The sequence below is a fragment of the Gordonia sp. IITR100 genome, from assembly GCF_002009645.1.
GTDB classification, from domain to species: domain Bacteria; phylum Actinomycetota; class Actinomycetes; order Mycobacteriales; family Mycobacteriaceae; genus Gordonia; species Gordonia hongkongensis.
This window is the reverse complement of the sequence record NZ_MVKV01000015.1, coordinates 94881-119333: the sequence shown is the minus strand read 5'-3', so window position 1 is coordinate 119333 and position 24453 is coordinate 94881. Positions and strand designations below refer to the sequence as shown.

The 24453-nt window shown below is 67.9% G+C and carries 25 protein-coding genes and 2 tRNA genes; 9 read left to right on the top strand and 18 right to left on the bottom strand.

Annotation, left to right across the window (positions count from 1 at the left end; translation table 11 throughout):
• Positions 1–161 precede the first annotated feature (161 nt).
• From clpX to B1818_RS18555, 5 genes are all read right to left on the bottom strand, one after another.
• Entirely contained in the window at positions 162–1442 is a 1281-nt protein-coding gene (clpX, locus tag B1818_RS18575) for an ATP-dependent Clp protease ATP-binding subunit ClpX (protein ID WP_058250051.1), read from the bottom strand.
• Between the two features lie 209 nt (positions 1443–1651).
• Positions 1652–2347 (bottom strand): ATP-dependent Clp protease proteolytic subunit, encoded by a 696-nt coding sequence (locus B1818_RS18570; RefSeq protein WP_058250292.1) that lies wholly within the window; start codon positions 2345–2347, stop codon positions 1652–1654.
• A gap of 64 nt (positions 2348–2411) precedes the next feature.
• Positions 2412–3011, bottom strand: a complete 600-nt coding sequence (locus B1818_RS18565; protein WP_078113597.1) for an ATP-dependent Clp protease proteolytic subunit — start codon at positions 3009–3011, stop codon at positions 2412–2414.
• A gap of 279 nt (positions 3012–3290) precedes the next feature.
• Positions 3291–4658 (bottom strand): trigger factor, encoded by a 1368-nt coding sequence (tig, locus tag B1818_RS18560; RefSeq protein ID WP_068972583.1) that lies wholly within the window; start codon positions 4656–4658, stop codon positions 3291–3293.
• Positions 4659–4746: 88 nt separating this feature from the next.
• Positions 4747–4820: transfer RNA gene (locus tag B1818_RS18555), tRNA-Pro, on the bottom strand.
• A 233-nt stretch (positions 4821–5053) separates the two neighbouring features.
• Between B1818_RS18555 and B1818_RS18550 the strand changes: the two genes are divergently transcribed.
• Positions 5054–5127: transfer RNA gene (locus B1818_RS18550), tRNA-Gly, on the top strand.
• Here B1818_RS18550 and B1818_RS18545 read toward each other — a convergent pair.
• On the bottom strand, positions 5116–5355 hold the full coding sequence (locus B1818_RS18545) for a hypothetical protein (RefSeq protein ID WP_139363053.1): 240 nt from the start codon (positions 5353–5355) through the stop codon (positions 5116–5118). The two genes, B1818_RS18550 and B1818_RS18545, sit on opposite strands and share 12 nt — an antisense overlap.
• 139 nt (positions 5356–5494) lie before the next feature.
• On the opposite strand from B1818_RS18545, the gene B1818_RS24760 reads away from it, so the two are divergent.
• Both B1818_RS24760 and B1818_RS18535 read left to right on the top strand, forming a co-directional pair.
• Positions 5495–5680 (top strand): hypothetical protein, encoded by a 186-nt coding sequence (locus B1818_RS24760; RefSeq protein WP_058250048.1) that lies wholly within the window; start codon positions 5495–5497, stop codon positions 5678–5680.
• A gap of 307 nt (positions 5681–5987) precedes the next feature.
• The gene (locus B1818_RS18535) at positions 5988–6686 is read left to right on the top strand and encodes a L,D-transpeptidase (RefSeq protein ID WP_065629088.1); all 699 of its coding nucleotides are present in this window, start codon (positions 5988–5990) and stop codon (positions 6684–6686) included.
• A gap of 30 nt (positions 6687–6716) precedes the next feature.
• Here the strand turns inward: B1818_RS18535 and B1818_RS18530 are convergent, their stop codons facing one another.
• The 4 genes from B1818_RS18530 to B1818_RS18515 all read right to left on the bottom strand — a co-directional run bounded on the left by B1818_RS18530 (position 6717) and on the right by B1818_RS18515 (position 9621).
• Positions 6717–7670 carry a PE-PPE domain-containing protein gene (locus B1818_RS18530; RefSeq protein WP_078113595.1) on the bottom strand — a complete coding sequence of 318 codons (954 nt, stop codon included), beginning with the start codon at positions 7668–7670 and terminating at the stop codon, positions 6717–6719.
• Positions 7671–7778: 108 nt separating this feature from the next.
• Entirely contained in the window at positions 7779–8216 is a 438-nt protein-coding gene (locus B1818_RS18525; protein WP_078113594.1) for a homocitrate synthase, read from the bottom strand.
• Positions 8217–8319: 103 nt separating this feature from the next.
• Positions 8320–9123 (bottom strand): Fpg/Nei family DNA glycosylase, encoded by an 804-nt coding sequence (locus B1818_RS18520; RefSeq protein WP_078113593.1) that lies wholly within the window; start codon positions 9121–9123, stop codon positions 8320–8322.
• A 15-nt stretch (positions 9124–9138) separates the two neighbouring features.
• On the bottom strand, positions 9139–9621 hold the full coding sequence (locus B1818_RS18515; protein ID WP_058250044.1) for a ribose-5-phosphate isomerase: 483 nt from the start codon (positions 9619–9621) through the stop codon (positions 9139–9141).
• Positions 9622–9643: 22 nt separating this feature from the next.
• Between B1818_RS18515 and B1818_RS18510 the strand changes: the two genes are divergently transcribed.
• Positions 9644–10690, top strand: a complete 1047-nt coding sequence (locus B1818_RS18510; protein WP_058250043.1) for a M48 family metallopeptidase — start codon at positions 9644–9646, stop codon at positions 10688–10690.
• Positions 10691–10723: 33 nt separating this feature from the next.
• Here the strand turns inward: B1818_RS18510 and B1818_RS18505 are convergent, their stop codons facing one another.
• Complete coding sequence (locus B1818_RS18505; RefSeq protein ID WP_078113592.1) at positions 10724–11344, bottom strand: DsbA family protein; 621 nt, start codon at positions 11342–11344, stop codon at positions 10724–10726.
• Positions 11345–11538: 194 nt separating this feature from the next.
• On the opposite strand from B1818_RS18505, the gene B1818_RS18500 reads away from it, so the two are divergent.
• Entirely contained in the window at positions 11539–12804 is a 1266-nt protein-coding gene (locus B1818_RS18500; protein WP_078113591.1) for a TetR/AcrR family transcriptional regulator, read from the top strand.
• A gap of 19 nt (positions 12805–12823) precedes the next feature.
• Positions 12824–15427 carry an aminopeptidase N gene (pepN, locus tag B1818_RS18495; protein WP_078113606.1) on the top strand — a complete coding sequence of 868 codons (2604 nt, stop codon included), beginning with the start codon at positions 12824–12826 and terminating at the stop codon, positions 15425–15427.
• An 18-nt stretch (positions 15428–15445) separates the two neighbouring features.
• Here pepN and B1818_RS18490 read toward each other — a convergent pair whose 3' ends face one another.
• Both B1818_RS18490 and B1818_RS18485 read right to left on the bottom strand, forming a co-directional pair.
• Positions 15446–16126 carry a response regulator gene (locus B1818_RS18490; RefSeq protein ID WP_058250040.1) on the bottom strand — a complete coding sequence of 227 codons (681 nt, stop codon included), beginning with the start codon at positions 16124–16126 and terminating at the stop codon, positions 15446–15448.
• Positions 16123–17682 (bottom strand): ATP-binding protein, encoded by a 1560-nt coding sequence (locus B1818_RS18485; protein ID WP_078113590.1) that lies wholly within the window; start codon positions 17680–17682, stop codon positions 16123–16125. Before B1818_RS18485 ends, B1818_RS18490 begins: the two co-directional genes overlap by 4 nt.
• A 143-nt stretch (positions 17683–17825) precedes the next feature.
• On the opposite strand from B1818_RS18485, the gene B1818_RS18480 reads away from it, so the two are divergent.
• The gene (locus B1818_RS18480) at positions 17826–19247 is read left to right on the top strand and encodes a cation:dicarboxylase symporter family transporter (RefSeq protein ID WP_078113589.1); all 1422 of its coding nucleotides are present in this window, start codon (positions 17826–17828) and stop codon (positions 19245–19247) included.
• Positions 19248–19315: 68 nt separating this feature from the next.
• Here B1818_RS18480 and B1818_RS18475 read toward each other — a convergent pair whose 3' ends face one another.
• From B1818_RS18475 to B1818_RS18465, 3 genes are all read right to left on the bottom strand, one after another.
• Positions 19316–19810: a DUF5130 family protein gene (locus B1818_RS18475; protein WP_171011575.1), complete on the bottom strand. Its 495-nt coding sequence runs from the start codon at positions 19808–19810 to the stop codon at positions 19316–19318.
• Positions 19797–20051 (bottom strand): hypothetical protein, encoded by a 255-nt coding sequence (locus tag B1818_RS18470; RefSeq protein ID WP_058250036.1) that lies wholly within the window; start codon positions 20049–20051, stop codon positions 19797–19799. The genes B1818_RS18475 and B1818_RS18470 overlap by 14 nt, the downstream gene beginning before the upstream one ends.
• Before the next feature lie 150 nt (positions 20052–20201).
• A complete protein-coding gene (locus tag B1818_RS18465) occupies positions 20202–20783 on the bottom strand; it encodes an HNH endonuclease (protein ID WP_078113605.1) in 582 nt (193 codons plus the stop codon).
• Between the two features lie 133 nt (positions 20784–20916).
• Between B1818_RS18465 and B1818_RS18460 the strand changes: the two genes are divergently transcribed.
• Together B1818_RS18460 and B1818_RS18455 are read left to right on the top strand one after the other, a co-directional pair.
• Entirely contained in the window at positions 20917–21363 is a 447-nt protein-coding gene (locus B1818_RS18460) for a globin (RefSeq protein ID WP_226513045.1), read from the top strand.
• Between the two features lie 77 nt (positions 21364–21440).
• On the top strand, positions 21441–23231 hold the full coding sequence (locus B1818_RS18455; protein WP_078113588.1) for a glycoside hydrolase family 13 protein: 1791 nt from the start codon (positions 21441–21443) through the stop codon (positions 23229–23231).
• A gap of 13 nt (positions 23232–23244) precedes the next feature.
• Here B1818_RS18455 and B1818_RS18450 read toward each other — a convergent pair whose 3' ends face one another.
• The gene (locus B1818_RS18450) at positions 23245–23934 is read right to left on the bottom strand and encodes a hypothetical protein (protein ID WP_058250035.1); all 690 of its coding nucleotides are present in this window, start codon (positions 23932–23934) and stop codon (positions 23245–23247) included.
• Positions 23934–24422, bottom strand: a complete 489-nt coding sequence (locus tag B1818_RS18445) for a thioesterase family protein (RefSeq protein ID WP_078113587.1) — start codon at positions 24420–24422, stop codon at positions 23934–23936. The genes B1818_RS18450 and B1818_RS18445 overlap by 1 nt, the downstream gene beginning before the upstream one ends.
• Between the last annotated feature and the right edge of the window lie 31 nt (positions 24423–24453).

Here is a 24453-nt window from a genome sequence, read left to right as displayed (position 1 = left end):
CCACGACCACACCCCGGAACCGACACATCCCCGCAGCAGGAACCTCAACCCAGGCTGGACCCTAATTCAGCAGGCTCCTAGCCGGAGACGACAGCAGCGAGCCCCGTCCGGTCGTCCGGGCGGGGCTCGCTGCTGTCGTCGGGTGAGTGGTGAGCTGCGGGTCAGGCGCTCTTGTCGCGACGTTCGTCGCTGGAAGCCTTGCGGGGCACGATGGTCGGAAGGACATTGTCGCGGACGGTCTCCCCGGTCACGACGACCTTCTCGACGTCGTCGCGGCTCGGGATGTCGTACATCACCGGCAGCAGGACCTCTTCCATGATGGCCCGCAGGCCGCGGGCACCGGTGCCGCGGTGAATGGCCTGATCGGCGACCGCCTCGAGGGCGTCCTTGGTGAACTCCAGCTCGACATTGTCCATGTCGAACAGCCGGGTGTACTGCTTCACCAGCGCGTTCTTCGGCTCCGACAGGATGCTCACCAGCGAGTCCTTGTCCAGGTTCGTCACCGAGGCGACGACCGGCAGGCGGCCGATGAACTCCGGGATCAGGCCGAACTTGATCAGGTCCTCCGGCATGACGTCGGCGAACTGATCCGAGGTGTCCACCTCGTCCTTGCTCGCCACTTCGTTGCCGAAGCCGAGACCGCGCTTGCCGATCCGCTCGGACACGATCTTCTCCAGACCGGCGAACGCGCCGGCCACGATGAACAGCACGTTCGTCGTGTCGATCTGGATGAACTCCTGATGCGGATGCTTGCGTCCACCCTGCGGCGGCACCGACGCCTGCGTGCCCTCGAGGATCTTCAGCAGCGCCTGCTGGACTCCCTCACCGGACACATCGCGCGTGATCGACGGGTTCTCGCTCTTGCGGGCGATCTTGTCGACCTCGTCGATGTAGATGATGCCGGTCTCGGCGCGCTTGACGTCGTAGTCGGCGGCCTGGATCAGCTTGAGCAGGATGTTCTCGACGTCCTCGCCGACATATCCGGCCTCGGTCAGCGCGGTTGCGTCGGCGATCGCGAACGGCACGTTGAGCATCTTCGCCAGGGTCTGCGCCAGGTACGTCTTGCCGCATCCGGTGGGGCCGAGCATCAGGATGTTCGACTTCATCAGCTCCACGGTCTCACCCGTCCGGGCGTCCTTCTTCTCGCCCGCCTGGATGCGCTTGTAGTGGTTGTAGACCGCCACCGCGAGCGTCCGCTTCGCCGTGTCCTGGCCGATGACGTACTTCTCGAGGAAGTCACGGATCTCTGTCGGCTTCGGCAGCTCGTCGAGCTTGACGTCGCCGTTCTCGGCCAGTTCCTCTTCGATGATCTCGTTGCACAGGTCGATGCACTCATCGCAGATGTACACGCCGGGGCCGGCGATGAGCTTCTTCACCTGCTTCTGGCTCTTGCCGCAAAAAGAGCACTTGAGCAGGTCGCCGCCGTCTCCGATTCGTGCCATCTCGCGCTGTACCTACTTCCTCGTTGCCGGACTGTCGTGTCTGGTCCGTCGCGTCGCACGCAGCCGGGCATGGGTCATTTGATCGACACTCGAATGCCCAGTAACCCGACGGTACCCGCGTGCCGCTCGAACTTCGACCGATAAGGCCAAATGTCGCGGCAGAAAATCACCGGGACTTCTGCACTGCCACAACTACTTCTTGGCCAGGACTACTTCTTCATCGACTTCTTGCGGTACTCGAAGACCTCGTCGACGATGCCGTACTCCTTGGCCGCGGCCGCGGTCAGGATGTTGTCGCGGTCGGTGTCCTTGCGGATCTTCTCCTTGTCCTGACCGGTGTGGCTGGCCAGGATCTCGTCGAGGCGGTCGCGGATGCGCTCGATCTCGGCGGCCTGGATCTCGAGGTCGGAGACCTGACCCTGGTAGGCGCCACCGGTGCGCGGCTGGTGGATCAGGACCGTGGCGTTCGGCAACGCCGCACGCTTGCCCGGGGTTCCGCCGGCGAGGAGGATCGCCGCCGCCGAGGCCGCCTCACCGAGGCAGACGGTCACGATGTCGCAGTGCACGTACTGCATCGTGTCGTAGATGGCGAGCATGTCGGGCACGCTGCCACCGGGCGAGTTGATGTACATGGTGATGTCGCGGTCGGGGTCCTGCGATTCGAGGACGAGCAGCTGCGCCATGACGTCGTTGGACACGACCTGGTCGATCGGCGTGCCGACGAACACGATCCGCTCTTCGAACAGCTTCGCGTACGGGTCGTACTGTCGCTGGCCGTTCGGGGTGTGCTCGATGAACGACGGCAGGATGTACCGCGCTTCGATGTTCTTCAGCGCCAGGGCCGACGCGGGGATGCCGGCGGCGACCTCGGCGGGCATGCCGTCGAAGGAAAGGGAGTTGGTCATCTGTTGCTCCATTGGGTAGAGGTGGCTCGGCGGTGGGTACGGGAGCGGTCGTCGGACCGGGGTCTCACCGACCCGGGCGCGCGATCACCTTGTCGACGAAGCCGTACTCCTTGGCCTCTTCCGCGGTGAACCACTTGTCGCGGTCGGCGTCGGCCTCGATCTTCTCGAGCGGCTGACCGCTGAACTCGGCGTTGAGCCGGTTCATCTCCTTCTTGGTGAGCGCGAATTGCTCTGCCTGGATGGCGATGTCGGCGGCGGTACCGCCGATGCCGGCGGACGGCTGATGCATCATGATGCGCGCGTGCGGCAGTGCATGTCGCTTGCCCTTGGCGCCGGCGGCGAGCAGGAACTGGCCCATCGACGCCGCCATACCCATCGCGTAGGTCGCGACGTCGCATTCCGCGAGCTGCATGGTGTCGAAGATCGCCATTCCGGCGGTCACCGATCCACCGGGCGAATTGATGTAGAGGTGGATGTCCTTCTGCGGGTCCTCGGCGGAGAGCAGCAGGATCTGCGCGCACAGCCGGTTCGCGATGTCGTCGTCGACCTGGGTGCCCAGGAAGATGATGCGCTCGCGCAGCAGACGCTCGAACACCGAATCGGTCAGGTTCAACCCAGCCACACCCGAACTCATCGTGGGTGTGTGGATGGTCGGCTCACTCACGGGTTCCTACCTTTGCCTTGTTGTCATGACCTGCGCGTCACCCGCGGGTGACGCGCACGCACATCGAATGCTTCTCTGATGACGTCCTCACCGACACTAACCAATCGACACCCGCGGACACTCCCGAGGACACGCCTCTTCGCTGAGAGCAGAACGGCCTTCGGCACCGTGAACGGCCCGTGCGTGATGGTGGACCGACGGCGATCGCCGGCCCTCGTACTTCGAGGACCGGCGATCGCGGAGGAAACGTGCGGGCTGTGCTGGACCGCGGGAGCCCGATCAGTTGTCGGAGTCGGACTCGTCCGCAGCGGACTCGTCGGCGTCGTCATTGCCGCCGAAGTACTCGGCGGTGTCGACGGTGGCGCCCTTGGTGTCGGTGACGGTCACGTCGCCGACGATGCTCGCCAGCGACTTGCCGCGCCGGACGTCGGCGTAGACCGCACCGACCTGGTTGGCCTGCGTCAGCTGCTGGATGAACTCCTGCGGCTGCATGCCGTAGCGCTGGGCGGTGAAGATGATCTGCTGGGTCAGCTCGTCCTGGCTGACCTCGGTGTCCTGCTGATCGGCGATCGCGTCGAGCAGCAGCTGCTGCTTGACCGACTTCTCCGCCTCGGCACGGGACTCGGCATCCCACTCCTCGCGGGTCTTACCCTGCGCCTCGAGGAATTTGGCGACCTGCTCGTCGTCGTGTCCGAGCGCGTGGATGACCTGGTGCTGCTGACCCTCGACCTCTTCGTCGACGACCTTCTCCGGCAGCGGGATCTCGACGGTCTCGAGGAGCTTGTCGAGCACCGCGTCGCGGATCTTGTTGGCCTGCTCCAGCTTCGCGGACTGCTCGACCCGCTCGGCGAGGCTGGCGCGCAGCTCCTCGACGGTGTCGAACTCGCTGGCCATCTGGGCGAACTCATCGTCGACCTCGGGCAGCTCGCGCTCCTTGACCGACTGTACGGTCACCTTCACGAGGGCCTCCTCGCCCGCGTGATCGCCGGCGACGAGCTTGGTCGTGAACTCTTTGTCCTCGCCGGCCTTCAGGCCGATGAGCGCCTCGTCGAGTCCGTCGATGAGCTGGCCGGAGCCGACCTCATGGGACAGCCCCTCGGTGGTGGCCTCCTCGACGGCCTCGCCGTCGACGGTCGCGGCCAGGTCGATCGACACGAAGTCGCCGTTCTCCACGCCGCGCTCGACGCCCTTGAGGGTGCCGAAGCGGGCGCGCAGGCCTTCGAGCTGCTCGTCGACCGCCGCCTCGTCGACCTCGATCGCGTCGACCTCGACCGACAGGGTCGAGTAGTCGGGCAGGGTGATCTCGGGACGGACGTCGACCTCGGCCGTGAAGGTGACCGACTCGCCGTACTTCAGCTCGGACAGGTCGATCTCGGGCTGGCCGATGGCCTTGGTCTCGGTCTCGGCGACGGCCTCGGAGTACTTGGCCGGGATGGCGTCGTTCACGACCTGCGCGAGGATCGAATCGCGGCCGACACGGGCCTCGATCAGCTTCGCGGGCGCCTTGCCCGGACGGAATCCGGGGATCCGGATCTGCTGGGCCAACGACCGGTAGGCCCGGTCGAAGTCTGCCGACAGCTCCTCGAACGGGACCTCGACGTTGAGCTTGACCCGGGTCGGGGTGAGTTGCTCGACAGTGCTCTTCACGCCTGAATACTCCTTATATCTACGGTGGTGGAAGTTCGGTCGTTCGCGGGCCGTGCACCGGGTGACCGGTCGGGCCACATCGATCAAGTCGGGATGACAGGATTTGAACCTGCGACCCTCCGCTCCCAAAGCGGATGCGCTACCAAGCTGCGCCACATCCCGGGGTCCGAACACGCGAGAAAACCCCGGAGGGCGACCGCGCATCAGGGCCAACAAGAGATAGTACGTGCCACCGCGGCCGGGCCCGCGCACGGGTGCCGCGGCGACGCCGGAACCGATGGTCGTCCATCGGATGCCACCTCGTCGCATCCACCCCGATTTCGGTTCCGGCGCCGCTGCCGGTACAGTCACTCATCGCACGCGACGCCGGGATCTCGACGGTCACCGCGAGCAACGCGGGTGTAGCTCAATGGTAGAGCCCTAGTCTTCCAAACTAGCTACGCGGGTTCGATTCCCGTCACCCGCTCCACCGGCTCGGAGACACTATCTCCGAGCCTTTTTCGTCGGTCCGGGCTACTCCGGGCGCCCAGTTGGGCGGCTCCGGCGGCTTGTTCCACGGCAACGGCAGGGGCGCGTACTCGTAGACGATCTCGGGAGTCGCCTCCTCCTCCGGGTGCCCGGGTGCCGACGAATCGCCGGGGCCGGTCGAGACGATCGGTGGTGGGCAGGGCGCGAACTGGCCTGGCGTTTCCCTCACGTTCCTCCGCTGCCTGCGAACCACATGCGATTCGGGTCGGCGATGTCACAGATCCCCGCCCAAGTCACCCGACCGGACCACATCCCGCCGGTCCGGACTCGTCCTGTGATCCACGCCACACCTGGCGTACCGTTGACCCATGTCCTCCAGCCACACGAAAACCCAACGCCGGTGCGGATCCTGCGGCGCACCCCTGTACGTCCGCCGAGACGTGACCGAGTCCGAGGCCGGCATCGGTCGCGTCGACGTGATGCTCGTCTGCCGGGACGAGGCGTGTTCGCAACCTGCGCAACACCTTCGCACCGAACATCCACAACCCGCCTGAGCGGGAACACGGCGCCCCGAACGAGCAGTCCCCAGTGGGACAAACGATCCTGTTGCATACGAGGGTCCAGCGGCCACAATGAGTCCACGCCGGAACCCGCTGCGTATGCGCGACCTCGAATGTGACGACCGTCACACGCGGTGTCGACAACGACGCTACCTCGGGTTTTGCCACGTCGTACTGAGGGTTCGCGATGGCGGCGTCATTCGGCGTGACCCGCTCCTTGGACCCAAGGCAACGGTTGTGTAACGATGGTTCCGCGCTCAGGCCGATGCGCGAACGAACCATCGAACCGAAGGTACGACCTGTGTTGAACTCTCACCTGCCGACCCCGCGCGCCTCGCGCCGCCGTTCGGCCCGACGACTCGCGGCTGTCGTCTTCGGCGTCCTGGCCATGACCCTCGCACTTCCCGGCGTCGCCAACGCCGTCCCGGTCACCGTGATCCCCGGCCTGCCGCCGGTCGAGATCCCCGCGGTCCCCGGTCTGCCGACCCCGCCGGCGCCGACCACCCCCGAAGCTCCGCAGCCGCCGCCGTCGACGACCGAGGAGAAGCCGGCCGGGCCGGTCATCCCGAACGTCAAGACCGAGACCGGTTACATCGCCCTGGCCGACGACAACACCCACACCATCACCTGGTGGCACAACGGCAAGGTCGTCCGGACGATGCCGATCTCGATGGGTTCGGACAAGAACCCCACCTCGAACGGCGTGTACTACACCAAGGAGAAGTACCGCGACATGTACATGGACTCGTCCACGTACGGCGTCCCGGTCGACTCCGCCGAGGGCTACCGCACCTACGTCGAGTACGCGACCCGGATGTCGTGGGACGGCATCTTCATCCACGGCGCCCCCTGGTCGGTCAATCAGCAGGGTCGCAGCAACGTGAGCCACGGCTGCATCAACGTCACCAACGATCACGCCAAGTGGGTCTACGACAACGTTCCCCGCAACACCCCGATCGTGGTGCGCAACACCATCGGTGGGAAGTATCAGAACACCTAGTCTCGAGCAGACTACGAGGGCCGGTCACCGTCAGGTGACCGGCCCTCTGTCGTGTGACCAGGTGGCGGCCTGGTCGGCGAACGTCGCCTGGACCTGAAGCCACTGGGCGATGACCTGACAACCGGTGGACGCCGGATCGGTGATCGAGGTCCGCCGATAGGGGTCGCTCCGATACGACGTGTGCCGGCCACCCACGGCGTTGGTCAGCCACACACCACCCACCCGGATGCGCGACGGGAGGTAGCACCTGACCTCACGCCACGCCGCCAGCATCCGCCCGGGGTCGCGCCGCCACTGCGCCGGCCGGACCGACGTCCGCCGTGCGTTCTGCAAGTCGTTGGCGCGCAACACATCCCACGCACTCCTCCCCCATCGGCCGAGCCCGGCCAGCGTCATAGAGCCGGTGAGGTCGGCGACGTCGCGGACAAGCGAGTCCGCGTCGGCGTTGCAGATCACGTCCTGGGACGCGCCCACCCAGTACACGGGCAGCCCGGTCGGCAGATCCGCTCCCGGGCCGGCGACTCCCCACCCGTCGCAACCGGGCACCACGCCCGGCGGCTGGTGCGGGTCGGCGACCAGCCCGACACCGAGTACCCGGTCCAGGTCGGATGCAGTCTCGGCGTCCCCGGTCGCCAGATCGGCGACCGCGGATCGGATGACCACGGCCCCCTGCGAGTAACCCACCAGCGCGACCGGTCCTGCCGTGGCGCGGATGGCCGCCCGCAGTCGGCCCGCACCGATCCCGACGCTCTCGACGAAACTCATCCCGCCCGGACGCGGGGCGGGACCATAGCTCGCGGGGTATCCGATCCACAGACAGTCGAAGCGGTCATCGAGTTCGTCGGCCACTCCGGTGAGGAGCCCGGACACCTCGGTCCGTGGGTCACCGGGGTACGACTCCCCCGTCCCGCCGACCACGAAGACGGTGATCGGCGGTGCCCCGCCGGGCCGTGGCGGGGTTCTGACATGCTGCACCTCACCCATGGTGGGTCCCGGACGTATGAACCGCCCGCAGGAGCGCTGAGGGCTTCCTGAGATTCCCACCTCGACCGTGTCACGGCGCCGCGGCCCGCACCTCGCAGCCGTGACCGATCAGGATGCTTGCGCCGGTGGCGGTTTGGCGACGTAGTCGGCGGTCTCGATGATCGCCACGAAGAAACCGCTGCCCTCGATCACATTGGCGCTGTGCACCAGGCCGGCCGGTATGTAGATGCTCGCGGGCGCCTCGACCTCATAGACCTCGTCCCCGAGCGTGATCTCGTAGACCAGACGGTCGAGCGACAGCAGGATGTTGATCTCCGGGCAGTCGTGCACGTGCGGCTCGCAGTAGTCACGTGAAGCCGCCGAGACGGCCCGCATCTCGTGTGCCACGACGCGCTTCTCCGCCTCCGGGAAAAGGTCCCCACCGGCCAGCACGCGACGGGTGATCGGCGCGTCGGCCGCGCCGTGGAAAGGCACGTCTCGGAGTGGGGACACCTCGCCCCGCGAGATCAGTCCGGCATGAGACCGGATGCTTTCGCTGATTGTCACACTGCCCCCTCTTGTCTCCCCGACCGTTCGCGTGAGTAAGAACCTCACGGCTCCGCACATGCTACTAAGGTTCGGCTATCCACACCGACCGGGCAGTAACCTGTCAGGTCTGGCAGACGGGGCACCAATACAGTTTTCGGGCCTCCAGATCGGCGATCAGGACGGGTGTCCCGCAGATCCGGCATGGCTCGCCCGCCCGCCGGTACACGTAGGTCCGCGGACGGTTCGGGGCGTAGGACGGCGCCCCGGAATCGTCTTCGGGCCGGATCACGTGAATGCGTCCACGACGCACGCCGATCTTCATGAGAGTCACCAGGTCGGACCACAGCGCGTCGAATTCGTCTCGGAGAACACGCTTTCCGGGTCTCATCGGATCGATGCCGGCGCGGAAGAGGATCTCGGCGCGATACACGTTGCCGATCCCGGCGATGACCTTCTGGTCCATCAGCAGGGCGCCGACGGGCCGCGCGGACCGCGAGATCGCCGCCCATGCCCGGTCGGGCTCGGCGTCGCGTCGCAGCGGATCCGGACCGAGTCGGGCGACCAACGCCTCGAGATCGGCGGGGTGGTAGATCTCACACGCCGTCGGACCCCGAAGGTCCGTTCCGGCGGTCTCGGTCTCGATGCGGAGTCGAACCTGCCCGACCGGTTCCGGCACGGGCACCGCGAGTTCGGTGAACGAGCCGTACAGCCCGAGGTGGATGTGCACCATTCGTTCGGCACGCCCGTCCCGGTAACGATGGACGAGATGCTTGCCCCAGGCCTCGGCCGCGTGGAAGGTGAGTCCGTCCACCATCGCCGCACCGTCGGCGAAGCGACCCTGCGGGCTGCTGACGCGAACCCGCTGCCCGCCGAACAGTCGCTGCTGCCGGCGGGCCAGTCGATGGAGAGTGTGGCCCTCGGGCACGGACTCGGCCGAGACCTACTGGGCCGGGGCCCCCGGCACCTCGGGAGCCTCGCCGGTGCGCTCGTACTCCGCGAGGATGTCGATGCGCCGCTGGTGCCGCGCCTCTTCCGACCACGGGGTGGCCAGGAACGCGTCGACGATGGCCAGCGCCTCGGCGGTGCTGTGCATCCGGCCGCCGATGCCGATGAGCTGTGCGTTGTTGTGCTGCCGGGCGAGCTGGGCGGTCTCGACGCTCCAGGCGAGTGCGCAGCGCGCGCCGGGGACCTTGTTCGCGGCGATCTGTTCGCCGTTGCCGCTGCCGCCGAGCACGATTCCCAGGCTGCCCGGGTCGGCGACGGTCTTGGCCGCGGCGGCGATGCAGAACGCCGGGTAGTCGTCGGCGGGGTCCATCTCGTGGGCACCGCAGTCCACGACCTCGTGGCCGGTGGCCTCGAGATGGTCTGCGATCTGGTTCTTGAGTTCGAATCCGGCATGGTCGGCACCGAGGTAGACACGCATGGCGTCACTATAGATTGAGGGCGTGGACACGCCCCTGCCCGTCCCCCGCGAGCCGGCCGCCGGCACACCCGCCTCCGGCGCACCGATCCCCAACGTGCCCGGCGTCGCCGACCCGCCGCCACCCGCGCCCGCCGACCCCGGTCGACGGTGGCTGCGCCCGGCGCACTACGCCGCGCGGCCGCGGCTGCACCCCTGGGAGATCCCCACCCTCGTGCTGGTGATCCTCGCGACGGTGGTCGGGTACGCGGCGATCATCGTCCTCGTCGCGCTGGGCACCCTCGACCAACTCCTGTTGGGCGCGTTGCTGTTTCCGCTCCTGCTGTTCGTGATCCGCGGCCTGACCTATGCATCACCGCGGGTCAACGGCGTACAGATGACGCCGACCCAGTTCCCCGACGGACACCGGATGGTCGTCGAAGCCGCAGCCCGCTTCGGACTGGAGTACGTGCCGGATGCCTACGTCGTCCTCGGCAACGGCGCGATCAACGCATTCGCCTCCGGGCACGGGTTCCGGCGATTCGTCGTCGTGTACTCCGACCTGTTCGAGGTGGGCGGCGCCGCCCGGGACCCGCAGGCGCTCGAGTTCATCATCGGCCACGAGGTCGGGCACATCGCCGCCGGGCACACCTCGTACTGGCGACAGCTCTCGACGATCGTCGGCATGAACATCCCCGTGCTCGGCGCCGCCCTGTCCCGCGCGCAGGAGTACAGCGCGGACAACTACGGGTACTACGCCAGACCCGGTGGGGCGCCCGGGGCGATGGGGGTCCTGGCCGCCGGCAAGTACATGCTCTCGGCGGTGGACTTCGACCAGTTCGCCGACCGGGCGACCCACGAGCGCGGGTTCTTCACCTTCCTGACCAACGCGATGTCGTCGCATCCGGTGCTGACCTGGCGGGCAGCCGCGCTTCGCGACCGGACCCGCGCGGGGGCGATGCTGCTGCGTCCCAGCCAGATCGTCCGGGGCGTCGGGAGCGGAAACGTGGTGGCGGTGCCGCCGCCTCCCCATCCGGCGACCCTCGGGCCCGACGGACTGCCCAACGGCATCGAACCGCCACCACGCTTCTGACGTACGGAACCGCAAGCGCGCAACCGAACCCGATCAGTCGAACTGCGGATCCTCGTTGCGCGTGCGCTTGAGCTCGAAGAAGTGGGGGTAGGACGCGAGTGCGCGCGCACCGTCCCACACCGTCCCGGCGTCCTCACCACGCGGGATCCGCGACAACACGGGGCCGAAGAAGGCGACGTCGTTGACGTGGATGGTGGGCGTCCCGACATCGTCGCCCACCTTGTCCATCCCGGCGTGGTGGCTCTCGCGGATGACCTCGTCGAACTCGGTGCCGTCGGCGGCCTCGGCGAGCGAGGCGTCGAGGCCGATCTCCTCGAGCGCGCCCGCGATGACCTCGTCGAGATCCTTGATGCCCTGGTTGTGGATGCGGGTCCCCATCGCCGTGTACAGCGGCGCCAGGATCTCGTCACCCTTCTGCGCGGCGGCGGCGGCGATGACCCGGACCGGACGCCAGGCGTGCTTGAGGCCCTCGCGGTACTCCTCGGGGATGTCCTTGCCCTCGTTGAGGACGGCGAGGCTCATGATGTGGAAATTGACCTCGATCGGCCGGACCTTCTCGGCCTCGAGGATCCAGCGTGAGGTGATCCAGCACCACGGGCAGAGCGGGTCGAACCAGAAATCGACGCGATCGGTGGGCTGGGCCTGCTCTGACATGGAACATCCTCTCGAGAGTCGACATTGAACACGTGCCGCCGACGATCGGCCGGTGGCGCCGTCGGACGGCTCAACACCCCGGCGGTTCGAACTGTTCCCGATGCGCGGAGCAGTCGCCGGCGCTGTGGATTCGCGGGGCCCGGTCCGGGCACGGTGTGAGATGGTGCAAGAACCGCCGAGGAAGAGGACCCGGGATGCCGTCGTCGCCACCGTCCGATCCGGACGAACCCGCCCGGGTGGTCGCGCGTCTCCGGCCGCTCGAACCCCGATCTCTCGGACAGCGCTCGGCACAGATCGTCCGGGCCGCCACAAGACTGTTCCAGGACGCGGGATTCCGAAACGTCAGCATCGAGCAGATCGGCGCCGCGGTCGGTCTCACCGGGCCGGCGGTGTACCGACATTTCCCCGGCAAACACGACATCCTCTCGCAAGCGCTGACGACGCAGGTGGAGCTCGTCGCGACACTCATGGCCGACGCCGAGGAGCACGGCCGCTCGCCGGTCGAGCAGCTCGCACTTCTGCTCGACGGGCTCGGTGACCTCACCGCCCATCGGGACGTGTCGACGCTGTGGCGTCGCGAGCAACGCCATCTGCAGCCGGCCGAACTCGATGTGATGAGAAGCTATTTCGGCCGGCTGAGCGAACACTTCGCCTCACTCATCGCCGCGGCGCGTCCCGACGTCGTGCCGTCGGAGGCGGCGATGCTGGGTGCCGCTGCACTCAGCGTGTACACCAACACCTCCGAGATGCGGGGCTCGTTGTCGCCCGCCCGCCTCATGGAGGTCCAGCGCGCCGTGGCGGACTCCATCCTCGCGTGCCGGCTGCCGGGGCCACCGGAGCCGGACCCCGATGCCGAGCGCGCACCCGCGCACCGTCGCCCCGCCTCCCGTCGCGAGCGCATTCTCGACGCCGCCACCCAGTTGTTCTCCGAGCGGGGCTTCACCGACGTCCGCATCGACGAGATCGCCCGTACCGCCGATGTCTCGATCGCGACGCTCTATCAGGAGGTCTCTGGCAAATCCGATCTCCTGCGGGCGGTGCTGTGGCGCGGTGTGCAGGGCATCCTCTACGTCACCGCCCATGCGTTGAGCCGCGCCGGTTCCGACGACCCCCTCGACGTGCTCATCCGCGTCTTCGTCGAGTACGCACTCGACGTCCACGGCCGCATCATGCCCGTCTTCACCAGCGACCTCATGTATCTCCCGGACACCGAGCAGACGCAGCTCCGGAACGCGCAGCTGGATTTCCGGGCCGAATGGATCGACGCGATCCGGTCCCGTAACCCACTGCTGACCGCGGCCGACGCGAATGCGCTCGCCCAGGCGTTGTTCGGCTACACGTGCGAGATCATCGAGTCGCCGCAGCTGTGGTCCCGGCCCGGGGTCGCCGCCGAACTCGAGACGATCGCACGGGCGATCCTGAACCCCGCCGGACTGCGTGGAGCACCGCCGGAGTCCTGACCTGGATAAGCTGGCCTGCGTGACTGCTCCGAACCTCACCAGAGACCAGGCCCGCGACCGCGCAGCGATTCTCGACGTGTCGAACTACCAGATCGACCTCGACCTCACCGACGGTTCCGGGGCGCCCGGGACCGAGACCTTCCGCTCGACGACGACGGTGCGGTTCACCGCGACGGAGGCCAGCGAGACGTTCGTCGATCTCGTGGCACCCACCCTGATCTCGGCCACCCTCAACGGAGCCGACCTCGACGTCTCCGGTTTCGACGAATCAGTGGGTATCCCGCTGTCGGGCCTCGCCGCCGAGAACACGCTCACCGTGGTCGCCGACTGCGCGTACTCCAACACCGGCGAAGGTCTGCACCGGTTCGTCGACCAGTCCGACGACTCGGTGTACCTGTACTCACAGTTCGAGACGGCCGACGCCAAGCGGATGTTCGCCTGCTTCGATCAGCCCGATCTCAAGGCGACCTACACGGTGACCGTCACCGCTCCCGCGGACTGGAAGGTCATCTCCAACGCCGCGCACGCGGAGGCTCCTGGCGAACCGGACGGCTCCACATCCGCTGTAATGCACCGATTCCGGGAAACAGTACCGATGAGCACCTACCTCGTCGCACTCATCGCGGGGCCGTATGCGGAGTGGACCGACGTCTACTCCGACGAGCACGGCGACATCCCGCTCGGCATCTACTGCCGCGCATCGCTCGCCGAGCACATGGACGCCGAGCGCCTGTTCACCGAGACCAAACAGGGCTTCGGCTTCTACCACCAGAACTTCGGGATCCCTTACGCCTTCGGCAAATACGACCAGCTGTTCGTCCCCGAGTTCAACGCCGGCGCGATGGAGAACGCCGGCGCCGTGACCTTCCTCGAGGACTACGTCTTCCGGTCCCGCGTGACCAAGTACCTCTACGAGCGCCGCGCCGAGACCGTCCTGCACGAGATGGCCCACATGTGGTTCGGCGACCTGGTCACCATGCAGTGGTGGGATGATCTGTGGCTCAACGAGTCGTTCGCGACCTTCGCGTCCGTGCTGTGCCAGGCCGAGGCGACCGAATACGCCAGCGCCTGGACGACATTCGCCAACGTCGAGAAGTCCTGGGCCTACCGGCAGGACCAGCTGCCCTCGACCCACCCGGTCGCCGCGGACATCCCCGACATCGCGGCCGTCGAGGTCAACTTCGACGGCATCACCTACGCCAAGGGCGCGTCGGTCCTCAAGCAGCTCGTCGCGTACGTGGGTCTCGAGGACTTCCTCGCCGGGTTGCGCAGCTACTTCGCCGCGCACCAGTTCGGCAACGCCACCTTCGCCGATCTCCTCGGCGCATTGGAGAAGTCGTCGGGCCGGGACCTGTCGGACTGGGGCGACCAGTGGTTGCGCACCACGGGCATCAACGTCATCCGGCCCGACTTCGAGGTCGACGACTCCGGCGCCTTCACGCGGTTCACCATCGTCCAGGACGGCGCCGCCCCGGGCGCCGGCGAGACCCGGGTACACCGACTGCGCGTCGGTGTCTACGCCGACAACGGATCCGGTGCCATCGAGCAGACGCACAGTGTGGAACTCGACATCGAGGGCGAGCGCACCGACGTCGCCGACCTCGTCGGTGTGCATCGTGGAGATCTGGTGCTGCTCAACGACGGTGACCTCACCTACGCCTCGGTTCGGCTCGATCCGGAGTCGCTGGCGACGGCGACCGCCCGGATCGGCGACATCAGCGATCCGATGCCGCGCACCCTGGTCTGGTCGGCGGCGTGGGAGATGACCCGTCAGGCCGAGATGCGTGCCCGTGACTTCGTCGAACTCGTTCGGCAGGGCATCGCCGGAGAGTCGGAAATCGGTGTGGTGCAACGAGTTCTGCTGCAGGCGACGACCGCCATCGAATCCTATGCCGACCCGGAGTGGGCGGCCACCACGGGCCGTCCCGGATTCAGCTCGCGCATGCTCGAACTCGCCCGCGCGGCCGAGCCGGGTTCCGACCATCAGCTGGCGTTCGTCAACACCTGGCTCGGCGGCCGGATCAACGACGACCAGACCGAGGTGGCCCGGGCGCTGCTCGAGGGCGCGGATCCCGCCGACCACGGGCTCGAGGGTCTCGCCGTCGACACGGACCTGCGGTGGAAGCTGGTGACCGCGCTGGCCACCGCCGGGGCGATCGACACCGATCCGGAGTCGACCCCGGTCATCGACGCCGAGGCCGAGCGGGACAACACCGCCACCGGCACGCGTTCGGCGGCGCTGGCGCGGGCGGCGCGTCCGCTGGCAGAGGCCAAGGCGGACACCTGGACTCGCGCCATCGAGGACGACTCGTTGTCGAATGTGTACACCCGCACCATGATCGGCGGATTCGCCCGTCCCGGCCAGGGCGAACTCCTCGAGCCCTACGTGGAGAAGTACTTCGAGGCGGTTCCGAAGGTGTGGGCACGCCGGTCGAGCGAGGTCGCGCAGACCGTCGTCATCGGCCTGTACCCGAGTTGGGCGATGTCGCAGCACGCCCTCGACCTCGCCGAGGACTTCCTGTCCGGGGACCACCCGTCCGCGCTGAAGCGGCTGATCTCCGAGGGCCGCGACGGCGTGGCCCGCTCGCTGCGGGCGCGCGCCTACGACGCGCAGGAGAGCTGAGCCCGGCGGACGCCGGGGTCAGCGCCGTCGCCACCGGTAGCGCACCTGTGGGCGGCCCGCCGAGCCGTACTCGGTATCGCGTTCGAGTACGTGGTCGTCGGCGAGCCGCTCGAGGTAGCGCCATGCGGTGACCCGCGACGATCCGAGGGCGCGCGCCACTTCCGAGGCGGTCAGCCCGTCGGGGCTGTCACGGACCGCCCGGCTGACCGCGTCCTCGGTCTGCGGCGCCGCGCCCTTCTTCGCCGACCGACGGGTGTCGCTCGTGCGCAGCTCGGCGAGCGCCCGGTCGACGTCGCGCTGACTGACCGCGTCGGCGTCGCCGGTGAGGGCTTCGCGGTAGCGCAGGTACTGCTCGATCTTCTCCCGGAACGCGGCGAAGGTGAAGGGTTTCAGCAGGTAGAGCAGCACCCCGCGCGACATCGCGCTCCGGACGGTGGCGAGGTCGCGCTGGGCGGTGATCGCGATGACGTCGGGCGCCGGGCGGACACCCGACAGCGCCGAGGCGAGGTCCACGCCACGTGCGTCGGGCAGACCCAGGTCGAGCAGCACCAGATCCACCGGTCCGGCGGTGGCCATCCGCAGCGCCTCTTGCGCGGTGGACACGGCACCGACGACCTCGAATCCGCCCAGCCGGACGAGATAATCGCGGTGCGCCTCGGCGATCACGGGTTCGTCCTCGACGATCAGGACGCGGATCATCGTCCGCGCTCCCCCGCGTCGGCGCGCACGCGTACCGAGATGACCGAGCCGTAGGTGTTCTCGGCGCTCATCGTCCCGTGCCGGCGGGCGACGACCTGGGCGACGAGGGCGAGACCGAGGCCGCGCCCGGCGGCGTCACCTCCCGGCTTCGTCGAGTAACCCCGAGTGGTCGCCAGGGCGAGCAGGTCGGCATCCATGCCGCTGCCGCTGTCGGCGACGACGATGTCGAGCACGCGGTCGTCCCCGACGACCGTCACCTCCACCCACGGGTCCGCGGGGTCGCAGGCGTCCAGGGCGTTGTCGATCAGGTTGCCCACGACCGTGATCATCTCACCGGGCGTGAGGAGCCCGGTGGCGGCGTCGCTCACCTGCGATTCCTCGGTCAGGGACAGCGGAATCCCGCGTTCGGCCGCCTGCGCCGTCTTCCCCAGCAGGAGGGCGACCAGCGCGGGCTCGGCCACCGCCTGGGTCATCCGGTCGATGAGGTGCTGGGAGAGCTCGAACTCGGTCGTCGCCAGCCGGATCGCCTCGTCGGGCCGGCCCATCTCCACGAGGGCGACGATCGTGTGCAACCGGTTGGCGGCCTCGTGCGCCTGCGATCGGAGGGCCTCGGCGAACCGCGTCATGGAGTCGAGTTCGCCCATCGCCTCCGAGAGCTCGGTGCGGTCGCGGATGGTGACCACCGACGAAGCGCGTCGGCCGGCCACCGGGGAACGACTCACCAGCAGTACCCGGCCGCGGTCGGCGTAGGTCACGTCCGTCTCCTCGTCGCCGTCGGTGAGGAAGGCGGGCAGGTCCGCGGGGGCCGTGTCGGGTCCGATCTCGAGCAGGCGGTGCGCCTCGGAGTTGACGAGTGCCGGTCGTCCGTCCTCCACGACGACCAATCCCTCGCGCACGGAACGCAACACGGCGTCGTGGTGGTCGTACATCAGCCGTAACTCGTCGGGCGCGAGTCCACCGGTCTGCCGCAGCAGTCGTCGCCGGATCCACCACACGCCGCCGACGGCGGTGAGCAGTGCCGCAAACGCGGCGAGGGCGATCATCGGCAGCTGGCCACGCCACGCCGACGTCAGCGAGCGCTGGGTGATCCCGGCGGCGACCATCCCCACCACCCGGCCGTCGGCATCACGGACGGGGACGATCGTCCGGATCGACGGGCCTAGCGTGCCGGTGTAGTTCTCGGTCACGGTCTGCCCTCGCAGTGCCGCGTCGATGCTCCCCAGATACGGTTCGCCGATCCGCGCCGGGTCGGTGTGGGTGTAGCGGGTCCGGTCGGGCGCCAGCACGGTGATGAACGCGATCCCGGTTGCCGCGCGCACCCGCTCGGTGACCGGCTGCAGCACCGCGCTGGGATCCGGAGACGTGAGGGCGGCGACGGTCGACGGCGACTCCGCCAGGCTGACGGCCACCGCTGTCACCTCGGCCCTCGCCGCGCGGTCCGCGTCGATGCGGGCGTCGACGGCCGCCAGAACGCTCTCGGCGACGACGACCACCGCGAAGACCGCCAATGCGAGCGCGGCGACCTGTCCGGCGAGCGTGCGCGGGTACCACCGCATCCCTGCCGACCTCGTTCCTGTCCGGAGTGATGACTCCGGACGTGCTGGGTATGAACGTAATGAACACAATCGTGACCCGCGTCACCACATCGGGCCACAATCCTAATCACTGTTGTCCGAGGTGTACGAGGAGAGAATCACCGATGAACATTCGAGGTAGGTCCGGCGACTCACCGGCCGGGGACGGTTCCGATCCCATCCTGACCACGCCCGGCACGCCATCCAAGGCCAAGCGCGACCGCACCCATTGGCTGTACATCGGTGTCATCATCGCGGTGATCGCGGGCGTCGTGGTCGGGCTCGTCGTGCCGGGCGTCGGCAAAGACCTCGGAGTGCTGGGGACCATGTTCGTCAGCCTCATCAAGATGATGATCGCCCCGGTCATCTTCTGCACGATCGTGTTGGGCATCGGCTCGGTTCGCAAGGCGGCGACGGTCGGCAAGGTCGGCGGACTCGCGTTCGTCTACTTCCTGGCGATGTCGACGGTTGCGCTGGCGATCGGCCTGGTCGTCGGCAACATCATCCAGCCGGGCGACGGCCTGAACATCGACTCGGTGTCGGGCAAGGGCCAGGAACTCGCCGAGGACGCACACGAGTCCGGCGGAACCCTCGACTTCATCCAGGGCATCATCCCGGAATCGATGCTGTCCGCGCTGACCGAGGGCAGCGTCCTGCAGGCGCTGTTCGTCGCGCTGCTCGTGGGGTTCGCGATCCAGGCGATGGGCCGCACCGGCGAACCGATCCTCACCGCGGTCTCCTACTTCCAGAAGCTCGTCTTTAAGGTGCTCACCATGGTGCTCTGGGTGGCCCCGATCGGCGCGTTCGGTGCGATCGCCAGCGTCGTGGGACAGACAGGCTGGGCCGCGGTCCAGCAGCTGCTGACGCTGATGCTCGCGTTCTATCTGACCTGCCTGGTGTTCGTGTTCGGCGTGCTCGGGGTGCTGCTGCGCACCGTGTCGGGCGTCTCGATCTTCAAACTCGTCAAGTACCTCACCCGCGAGTACATCCTGATCTTCGCGACGTCGTCCTCGGAGTCCGCGCTGCCTCGCCTGATCGCGAAGATGGAGCACCTCGGCGTGGAGAAGACCACTGTCGGCGTCGTGGTGCCGACCGGGTACTCGTTCAACCTCGACGGCACCGCCATCTACCTCACGATGGCGTCGATCTTCATCGCCGACGCGATGGGCGACCCGCTGTCGGTCGGTGAGCAGATCGGCCTGCTGGCGTTCATGATCATCGCGTCCAAGGGCGCCGCCGGCGTCAGCGGTGCGGGATTGGCCACCCTCGCCGGCGGACTCCAGGCCCACCGCCCCGACATGCTCGACGGCGTCGGCCTCATCGTCGGCATCGACCGGTTCATGTCGGAGGCCCGCGCGGTCACCAACTTCTCCGGCAACGCGGTCGCGACGCTGCTCGTCGGCTCGTGGACCAGCACCATCGACAAGCAGCGCGTCGACGACGTGCTGTCCGGCCGGGATCCGTTCGACGAGAGCAACATGGTCGACGACGAGCTCGACGACGACCCCACCGCTCGCGGAGCCCACGAGAAGGTCCTCACCCACTGACGACCCGCGACGAAGGCCGCCCCACCGGAATGGTGGGGCGGCCTTCGTGTATCAGGGTGTGCGAGCGATCAGCCGCCGGCGGCGGCGGTGGCCATCACGCGCAGCGAGGCGATCAGCCCGTCGATCAGGTTGCCCTGACGGAAGCCGGTGACCGCGGCGGTGACACCGAGAGCCGCGACGCGATCGTTCACGCGGGTGGACACCTTGTTGCCGGAGACGATGACCACGTCACGCGAGTTCGGAGAGACGGCGATGAGGGTGCCGTACGCGGGCTCGGGCGATTTCGCGAGGATCGCACGGGCGCTGGTCTCCAGCTCACCGTCGAGGTCGCCGATGTAGACCGAGAAGCGCACGAGGGCCTTCTCGCTGGCGGCCTTGAGCGTCTCGTCGAGCGCGATCAGATCCTTCTTGCTGAACGGCGGCGTCGTCGGAGCGTCGGCCGGGTAGCGTGCCGCGGAAATGCGACCGCTGTTGGTGAAGACGGCGCCCAGCGGCAGTTCGGCGGCCGACCGGGCCGCGACCTCGGCGCTCACATTTGCGTGCGTAACCTCACCATTTGCCACTGGCCGAGCTCCCATCGACGTCGCCGGGTTCCGCATGCCGCGGAAGTGCCATCGGTTCGATGTCGGTGGCACTGAAGAGAAGCGGTGCGTGTTCCCACTGCTGGTCGAGGGTGTATTCCTCGACCTTCGGGTACTTGACCCCGGAGGAGAACACCATCGCGACAACACAGAGCAGAACAGCAAGCACCGTGAGAATCGTGACTGGCACTCCGATGGGGACGATCAGGCTGTCGACGTCCATGTCACCCTTTCGATGGTCGCGCCGGACCCGCCCGGTTGTCGGCGCAGGTCATCGTTGATCAATCTAACCCACTGGCCGCCGCCCGGCCCACGGGGGCCTACAGCGCGTCGTAGACGTGTGAGGCGACCCCGTGCGACCGGATCATGCCCCTCACGCGGCGCCGGCATCGAGGTACTGCAGCCACGCCGGATCGATGTCCTTGATGGTGGCCAGCACACGCCAGTGCCTGCCCTTCGGCACGGTCGGAACCGTCCGCAGCGTCCACCCCAGCTCCCCGAGCAGACGATCCGCCTTCCGGTGATTGCACGAGGCACAGCACGCCACGCAGTTCTCCCAGGTGTGCGTCCCGCCCCGACTCCGCGGGACCACGTGGTCGATCGTCGTCGCCCGTGCACCGCAGTAGCCGCACCTGGTCAGGTCACGACGCATCAGAGCGGCCCGGGTCATCGGCACGGTCGCCCGGTACGGCACGTGGACGTATCTGCGGAGGCGGATCACGGTCGGAACCGGGACCGCACCACCCACGGAGTGCACCGCCTCGCCCTGTTCGTCGGCGTGCACCAGATCGGCGCGATCACGGAGGATGAGGACGACCGCACGCCGGACCGTCACGGCCGTCAGCGGCTCGTACGTGGCGTTGAGGAGCAGCACCCGGCGGCGTGTCCAGGCCCCGGCGCCGGGAGCGGGACGGCTCTGCCCGCGTCCCGTCTTCGCGTGTGATCTGTGCGTCATCTCGCCTCCCGCCACCCCGCCGAGCACAAGTCCACCACGGTGGCGGTCCCCGTGACAGCTGTTTCACGGTGTCCGGCCAGCTCACGGGGCCGACCCGGCGTCGACGTTGAGACACCGCGCCCGGGTGAGGACAATGGCGAGGGTGACTGGCGAACCCAACACATCCCCTCCGACCCCACCGGCGCCGGCAACCCCCGCGCGCACCTTCTACGACGAGGTCGGCGGTGCCGAGACGTTCCGGCGACTCACGGCTGTGTTCTATCGCGAGGTGGCGCGCGACGAGGTGCTGCGCCCGCTGTATCCCGAGGAGGACCTGGGTCCGGCCGAGCGTCGGATGCGGATGTTCCTCGAACAGTACTGGGGGGGCCCGCGAACCTACTCCGATGAGCGCGGCCATCCCCGACTCCGCATGCGTCACAACCCCTTCCGCGTCGGTCCCATCGAGCGGGACGCGTGGCTGCGCTGTATGCACACCGCAATCGCCTCCATCGACGACGACACCCTCGACGCCCCGCACCGCCAGGCGCTGATCGACTACATGGAGATGGCGGCGCAATCGATGATGAATTCACCCATCTGAGAGCGTTTTCTCTCCCGACACGCCGCCCGACTCGCCGACTGACCTGGATTTCTCCGAGAAAACTCAGGTAGGGCACAATGACCACGGTGAGCGATGAGACACCAGAGGTCGTCCCCGCCGAGCCATCCGACGGGGGTCAGCCCGACGACGCCGCGTTCGACGACGGCGCGATCGAGTCCGACGTCGATGCGGTCGAGGAGCCGGCTGCCGGCGAGGCCGTCGTCGCCGCCGACACATCCGTCGCACCACCCGTTGTCTCGCAGCTGGATCCGGCCGACACCACGTGGTGGAAGTCCGCGGTGTTCTATCAGATCTATCCGCGCTCGTTCTCCGATGTCAGCGGTGACGGCGTCGGCGATCTCGCCGGTGTCATCGACAAACTCGGCTATCTCGAACTCCTCGGGATCGATGCGATCTGGCTCAGTCCGATCATGGCCTCTCCCATGGCAGATCACGGTTACGACGTCTCCGATCCCCGGGACGTCGATCCCCTCTTCGGCGACCTCGACGTCTTCGACGAGCTCATCGCCGAGGCCCACGAACGCGACATCCGGGTGACGATGGACCTCGTCCCCAACCACACGAGTGATCAGCACGAGTGGTTCCAGGCCGCGCTGGCCGCGGCCCCCGGCAGTCCCGAACGCGAGCGGTACATCTTCCGGGACGGCCTCGGTGACGACGGCGACGAGCCGCCGAACAACTGGCACAGCATCTTCGGCGGACCCGCCTGGACCCGGGTCACCGAGGCCGACGGCTCGCCGGGACAGTGGTACCTGCACATCTTCGCCAAGGAGCAGCCGGACCTGAACTGGGAGAACCCGGACGTCTTCGCCGATCTCGAGAAGACGCTGCGTTTCTGGCTCGATCGGGGTGTGGACGGCTTCCGCATCGACGTCGCGCACGGCATGGCCAAACCCGCGGACCTGCCCGACATGGATCTGTCGGCGACCAAATTGCTGCAGAACTCCGACGACGACCCTCGTTTCAACAACTATGCGGTGCACGAGATCCACCGCAAGATCCGCAAGGTCCTCGACGAGTATCCCGGGGCAGCCAACGTCGGTGAGATCTGGGTCAGCGACAACGAGCGATTCGCCGAGTACCTGCGTCCCGACGAACTGCACCTCGGGTTCAACTTCCGGCTCGCCAAGGCGCCGTTCGAATCCGGTGCGATCAGGGAGGCCATCGAGAACTCACTCGACGCGGTGTTGTCGGTGTCCGGTACTCCGACGTGGACGCTGTCCAATCACGATGTCGCCCGCGAGGTCACGCGATACGCCGTCGCCGACCCGGAGACCGGGGCACTCGACCTCGAGCGCGGCACGAGGCGCGCACGAGCGATGCTCGTCGTCGAAATGGCGCTGCCCGGAACGGTTTTCCTCTACAACGGCAGCGAACTGGGACTGCCGAACGTCGACGACCTGCCCGACGACGCACTCCAGGACCCGGTGTGGGAACGGTCCGGACGCACCGAACGCGGGCGGGACGGCTGCCGCGTCCCGATCCCCTGGGAGGGGACCGAGCCGCCCTTCGGATTCAGTGCGACGTCCGAGACCTGGCTGCCGATCCCGGATTCGTGGCGCGCGCTCACTGTCGAAGCCCAGCTCGAGGACGTGGGGTCGATGCTGTCGCTGTACCGCGCAGCCATCGACCTGAGGGTGACCCGTCCGGAGTTCACCGGTGAGCACCTCGAGTGGTACGGCGCGCCGGAGGGATGCCTGGCGTTCCGTCGTTCCGAGGGTCAGCTGGTCTGTGCGCTGAACGCCGGCGATGAGCCGGTGCCCCTTCCGCCCGGCGAATTGCTGCTCGTCAGTTCACCTCTCGTCGACGGGATGCTGGCGCCGGACGCAGCGGCCTGGCTGGTGTGACCGGCTCACACCACTAGTTCAGGACGGTGACCGCGAGATCGCGGTGCCGGCGCTGGTACACCGAGCCGAAGCGTGCATCGATCCGAATCCACGCCGCCGACATCCGGATTCGTACCGGTTCGTCGGCTGCGATCGCCCCGGTGTCGGAGGTCTCGGTGACCGCTCGTCCGTCCGCGTCGCGGATGAATCCCATGCCGGTCAGGGCGAAGACCGATCGCATGCTCACCGCGGCCCGCAGCGCACCCTCCTCCGACGTGACCTCGAGGACATCCTGATCGAGCAGACCCGTTGCGGGACCGTGCCCGCTCCCCTCCTCGCGCGCCACCCGGGCGCCTTCCCGGGACAGTTCGACCACGCTGCGGGCGGGTACGTCGTCGATGTGCCGGAACCCGACCGCAGCGGGAAGCGCTCCGCGCCAGGCACTGTCGAGTGAGAAGCCGGGATCGACCGCGGTGCCCGGGCCGGCCGATTCGACGGTCGCACGCAGTGTCGAAGCGTCGCACACGATGTCGGTCGGCGCGATTCGTCCGGTCACCGACCGGGTGGCGAGGACGTCGAACCCGGTATGTGCCCACAAGGCCACCAGACCGTCCGAACGCGCGACCACCCGGACGACGGCGGCATCGTCGAGACGTACTGCGTGCGAGAGGAACGCGAGGGCGTTCGATCGGTCCGAGGACGCGAACTCGATGAACCGCTCCATCAACTCGGCCCGCCGCGTGTGGCCGATTCCCCGGCAGGGCGGCGGAATCCGGCGAGGTAGACCTTCTGTTCCGGGGTGAGCCGGGCGATGCGCTGGGCCGCCATGTCGAAGGCGACGAGCTGTGTGCTGGCGACCACGGCGGGGCGAGAGGCGGGGTCGGCACCCGCCGCGCGCACTTCGTAGCCGACGGTGAAATCGACGGCCCGCAGGCGTTCGACGAACATGGTGACCTCGATCGGTCCCTCGGAATGACGCAGCTGCGCTTGATATCTCACGTGTAGGTCGGCGACGAGGCAGCCGTCGCGCAGGGGCGCGGTCGGTCGGCCGTCGTAGAAGAGCCAGGGAATGCGCGCCTCTTCGAGCAACGTCACCATCCGGGCGTGGTTGATGTGCGCGTAGACATCCATGTCCGACCAGCGCACCGGCACCTTGACCAGGTATCCGTCAGCGGTCGTGGTCCCGGCGTCCTCGTTGAGCACGTGCGTCATCCCCTGTCAGATCGGTGTCGGCGGGCGGCCA

What these genes read in the sequence shown, in the direction of transcription:
- B1818_RS18500 (WP_078113591.1), top strand. Translation starts at nt 11,539, where the DNA reads ATGCCGTCGTCGCCACCGTCCGATCCGGACGAACCCGCCCGGGTGGTC.
- B1818_RS18480 (WP_078113589.1), top strand. Translation starts at nt 17,826, where the DNA reads ATGAACATTCGAGGTAGGTCCGGCGACTCACCGGCCGGGGACGGTTCC.
- B1818_RS24760 (WP_058250048.1), top strand. Translation starts at nt 5,495, where the DNA reads ATGTCCTCCAGCCACACGAAAACCCAACGCCGGTGCGGATCCTGCGGC.
- B1818_RS18470 (WP_058250036.1), bottom strand. Translation starts at nt 20,051, where the DNA reads ATGGACGTCGACAGCCTGATCGTCCCCATCGGAGTGCCAGTCACGATT.
- B1818_RS18505 (WP_078113592.1), bottom strand. Translation starts at nt 11,344, where the DNA reads ATGTCAGAGCAGGCCCAGCCCACCGATCGCGTCGATTTCTGGTTCGAC.
- B1818_RS18570 (WP_058250292.1), bottom strand. Translation starts at nt 2,347, where the DNA reads ATGACCAACTCCCTTTCCTTCGACGGCATGCCCGCCGAGGTCGCCGCC.
- B1818_RS18450 (WP_058250035.1), bottom strand. Translation starts at nt 23,934, where the DNA reads ATGGAGCGGTTCATCGAGTTCGCGTCCTCGGACCGATCGAACGCCCTC.
- clpX (WP_058250051.1), bottom strand. Translation starts at nt 1,442, where the DNA reads ATGGCACGAATCGGAGACGGCGGCGACCTGCTCAAGTGCTCTTTTTGC.
- B1818_RS18485 (WP_078113590.1), bottom strand. Translation starts at nt 17,682, where the DNA reads ATGCGGTGGTACCCGCGCACGCTCGCCGGACAGGTCGCCGCGCTCGCA.
- B1818_RS18445 (WP_078113587.1), bottom strand. Translation starts at nt 24,422, where the DNA reads ATGACGCACGTGCTCAACGAGGACGCCGGGACCACGACCGCTGACGGA.
- B1818_RS18530 (WP_078113595.1), bottom strand. Translation starts at nt 7,670, where the DNA reads ATGGGTGAGGTGCAGCATGTCAGAACCCCGCCACGGCCCGGCGGGGCA.
- B1818_RS18515 (WP_058250044.1), bottom strand. Translation starts at nt 9,621, where the DNA reads ATGCGTGTCTACCTCGGTGCCGACCATGCCGGATTCGAACTCAAGAAC.
- B1818_RS18455 (WP_078113588.1), top strand. Translation starts at nt 21,441, where the DNA reads ATGACCACGGTGAGCGATGAGACACCAGAGGTCGTCCCCGCCGAGCCA.
- B1818_RS18465 (WP_078113605.1), bottom strand. Translation starts at nt 20,783, where the DNA reads ATGACGCACAGATCACACGCGAAGACGGGACGCGGGCAGAGCCGTCCC.
- B1818_RS18490 (WP_058250040.1), bottom strand. Translation starts at nt 16,126, where the DNA reads ATGATCCGCGTCCTGATCGTCGAGGACGAACCCGTGATCGCCGAGGCG.
- B1818_RS18460 (WP_226513045.1), top strand. Translation starts at nt 20,917, where the DNA reads ATGGCGAGGGTGACTGGCGAACCCAACACATCCCCTCCGACCCCACCG.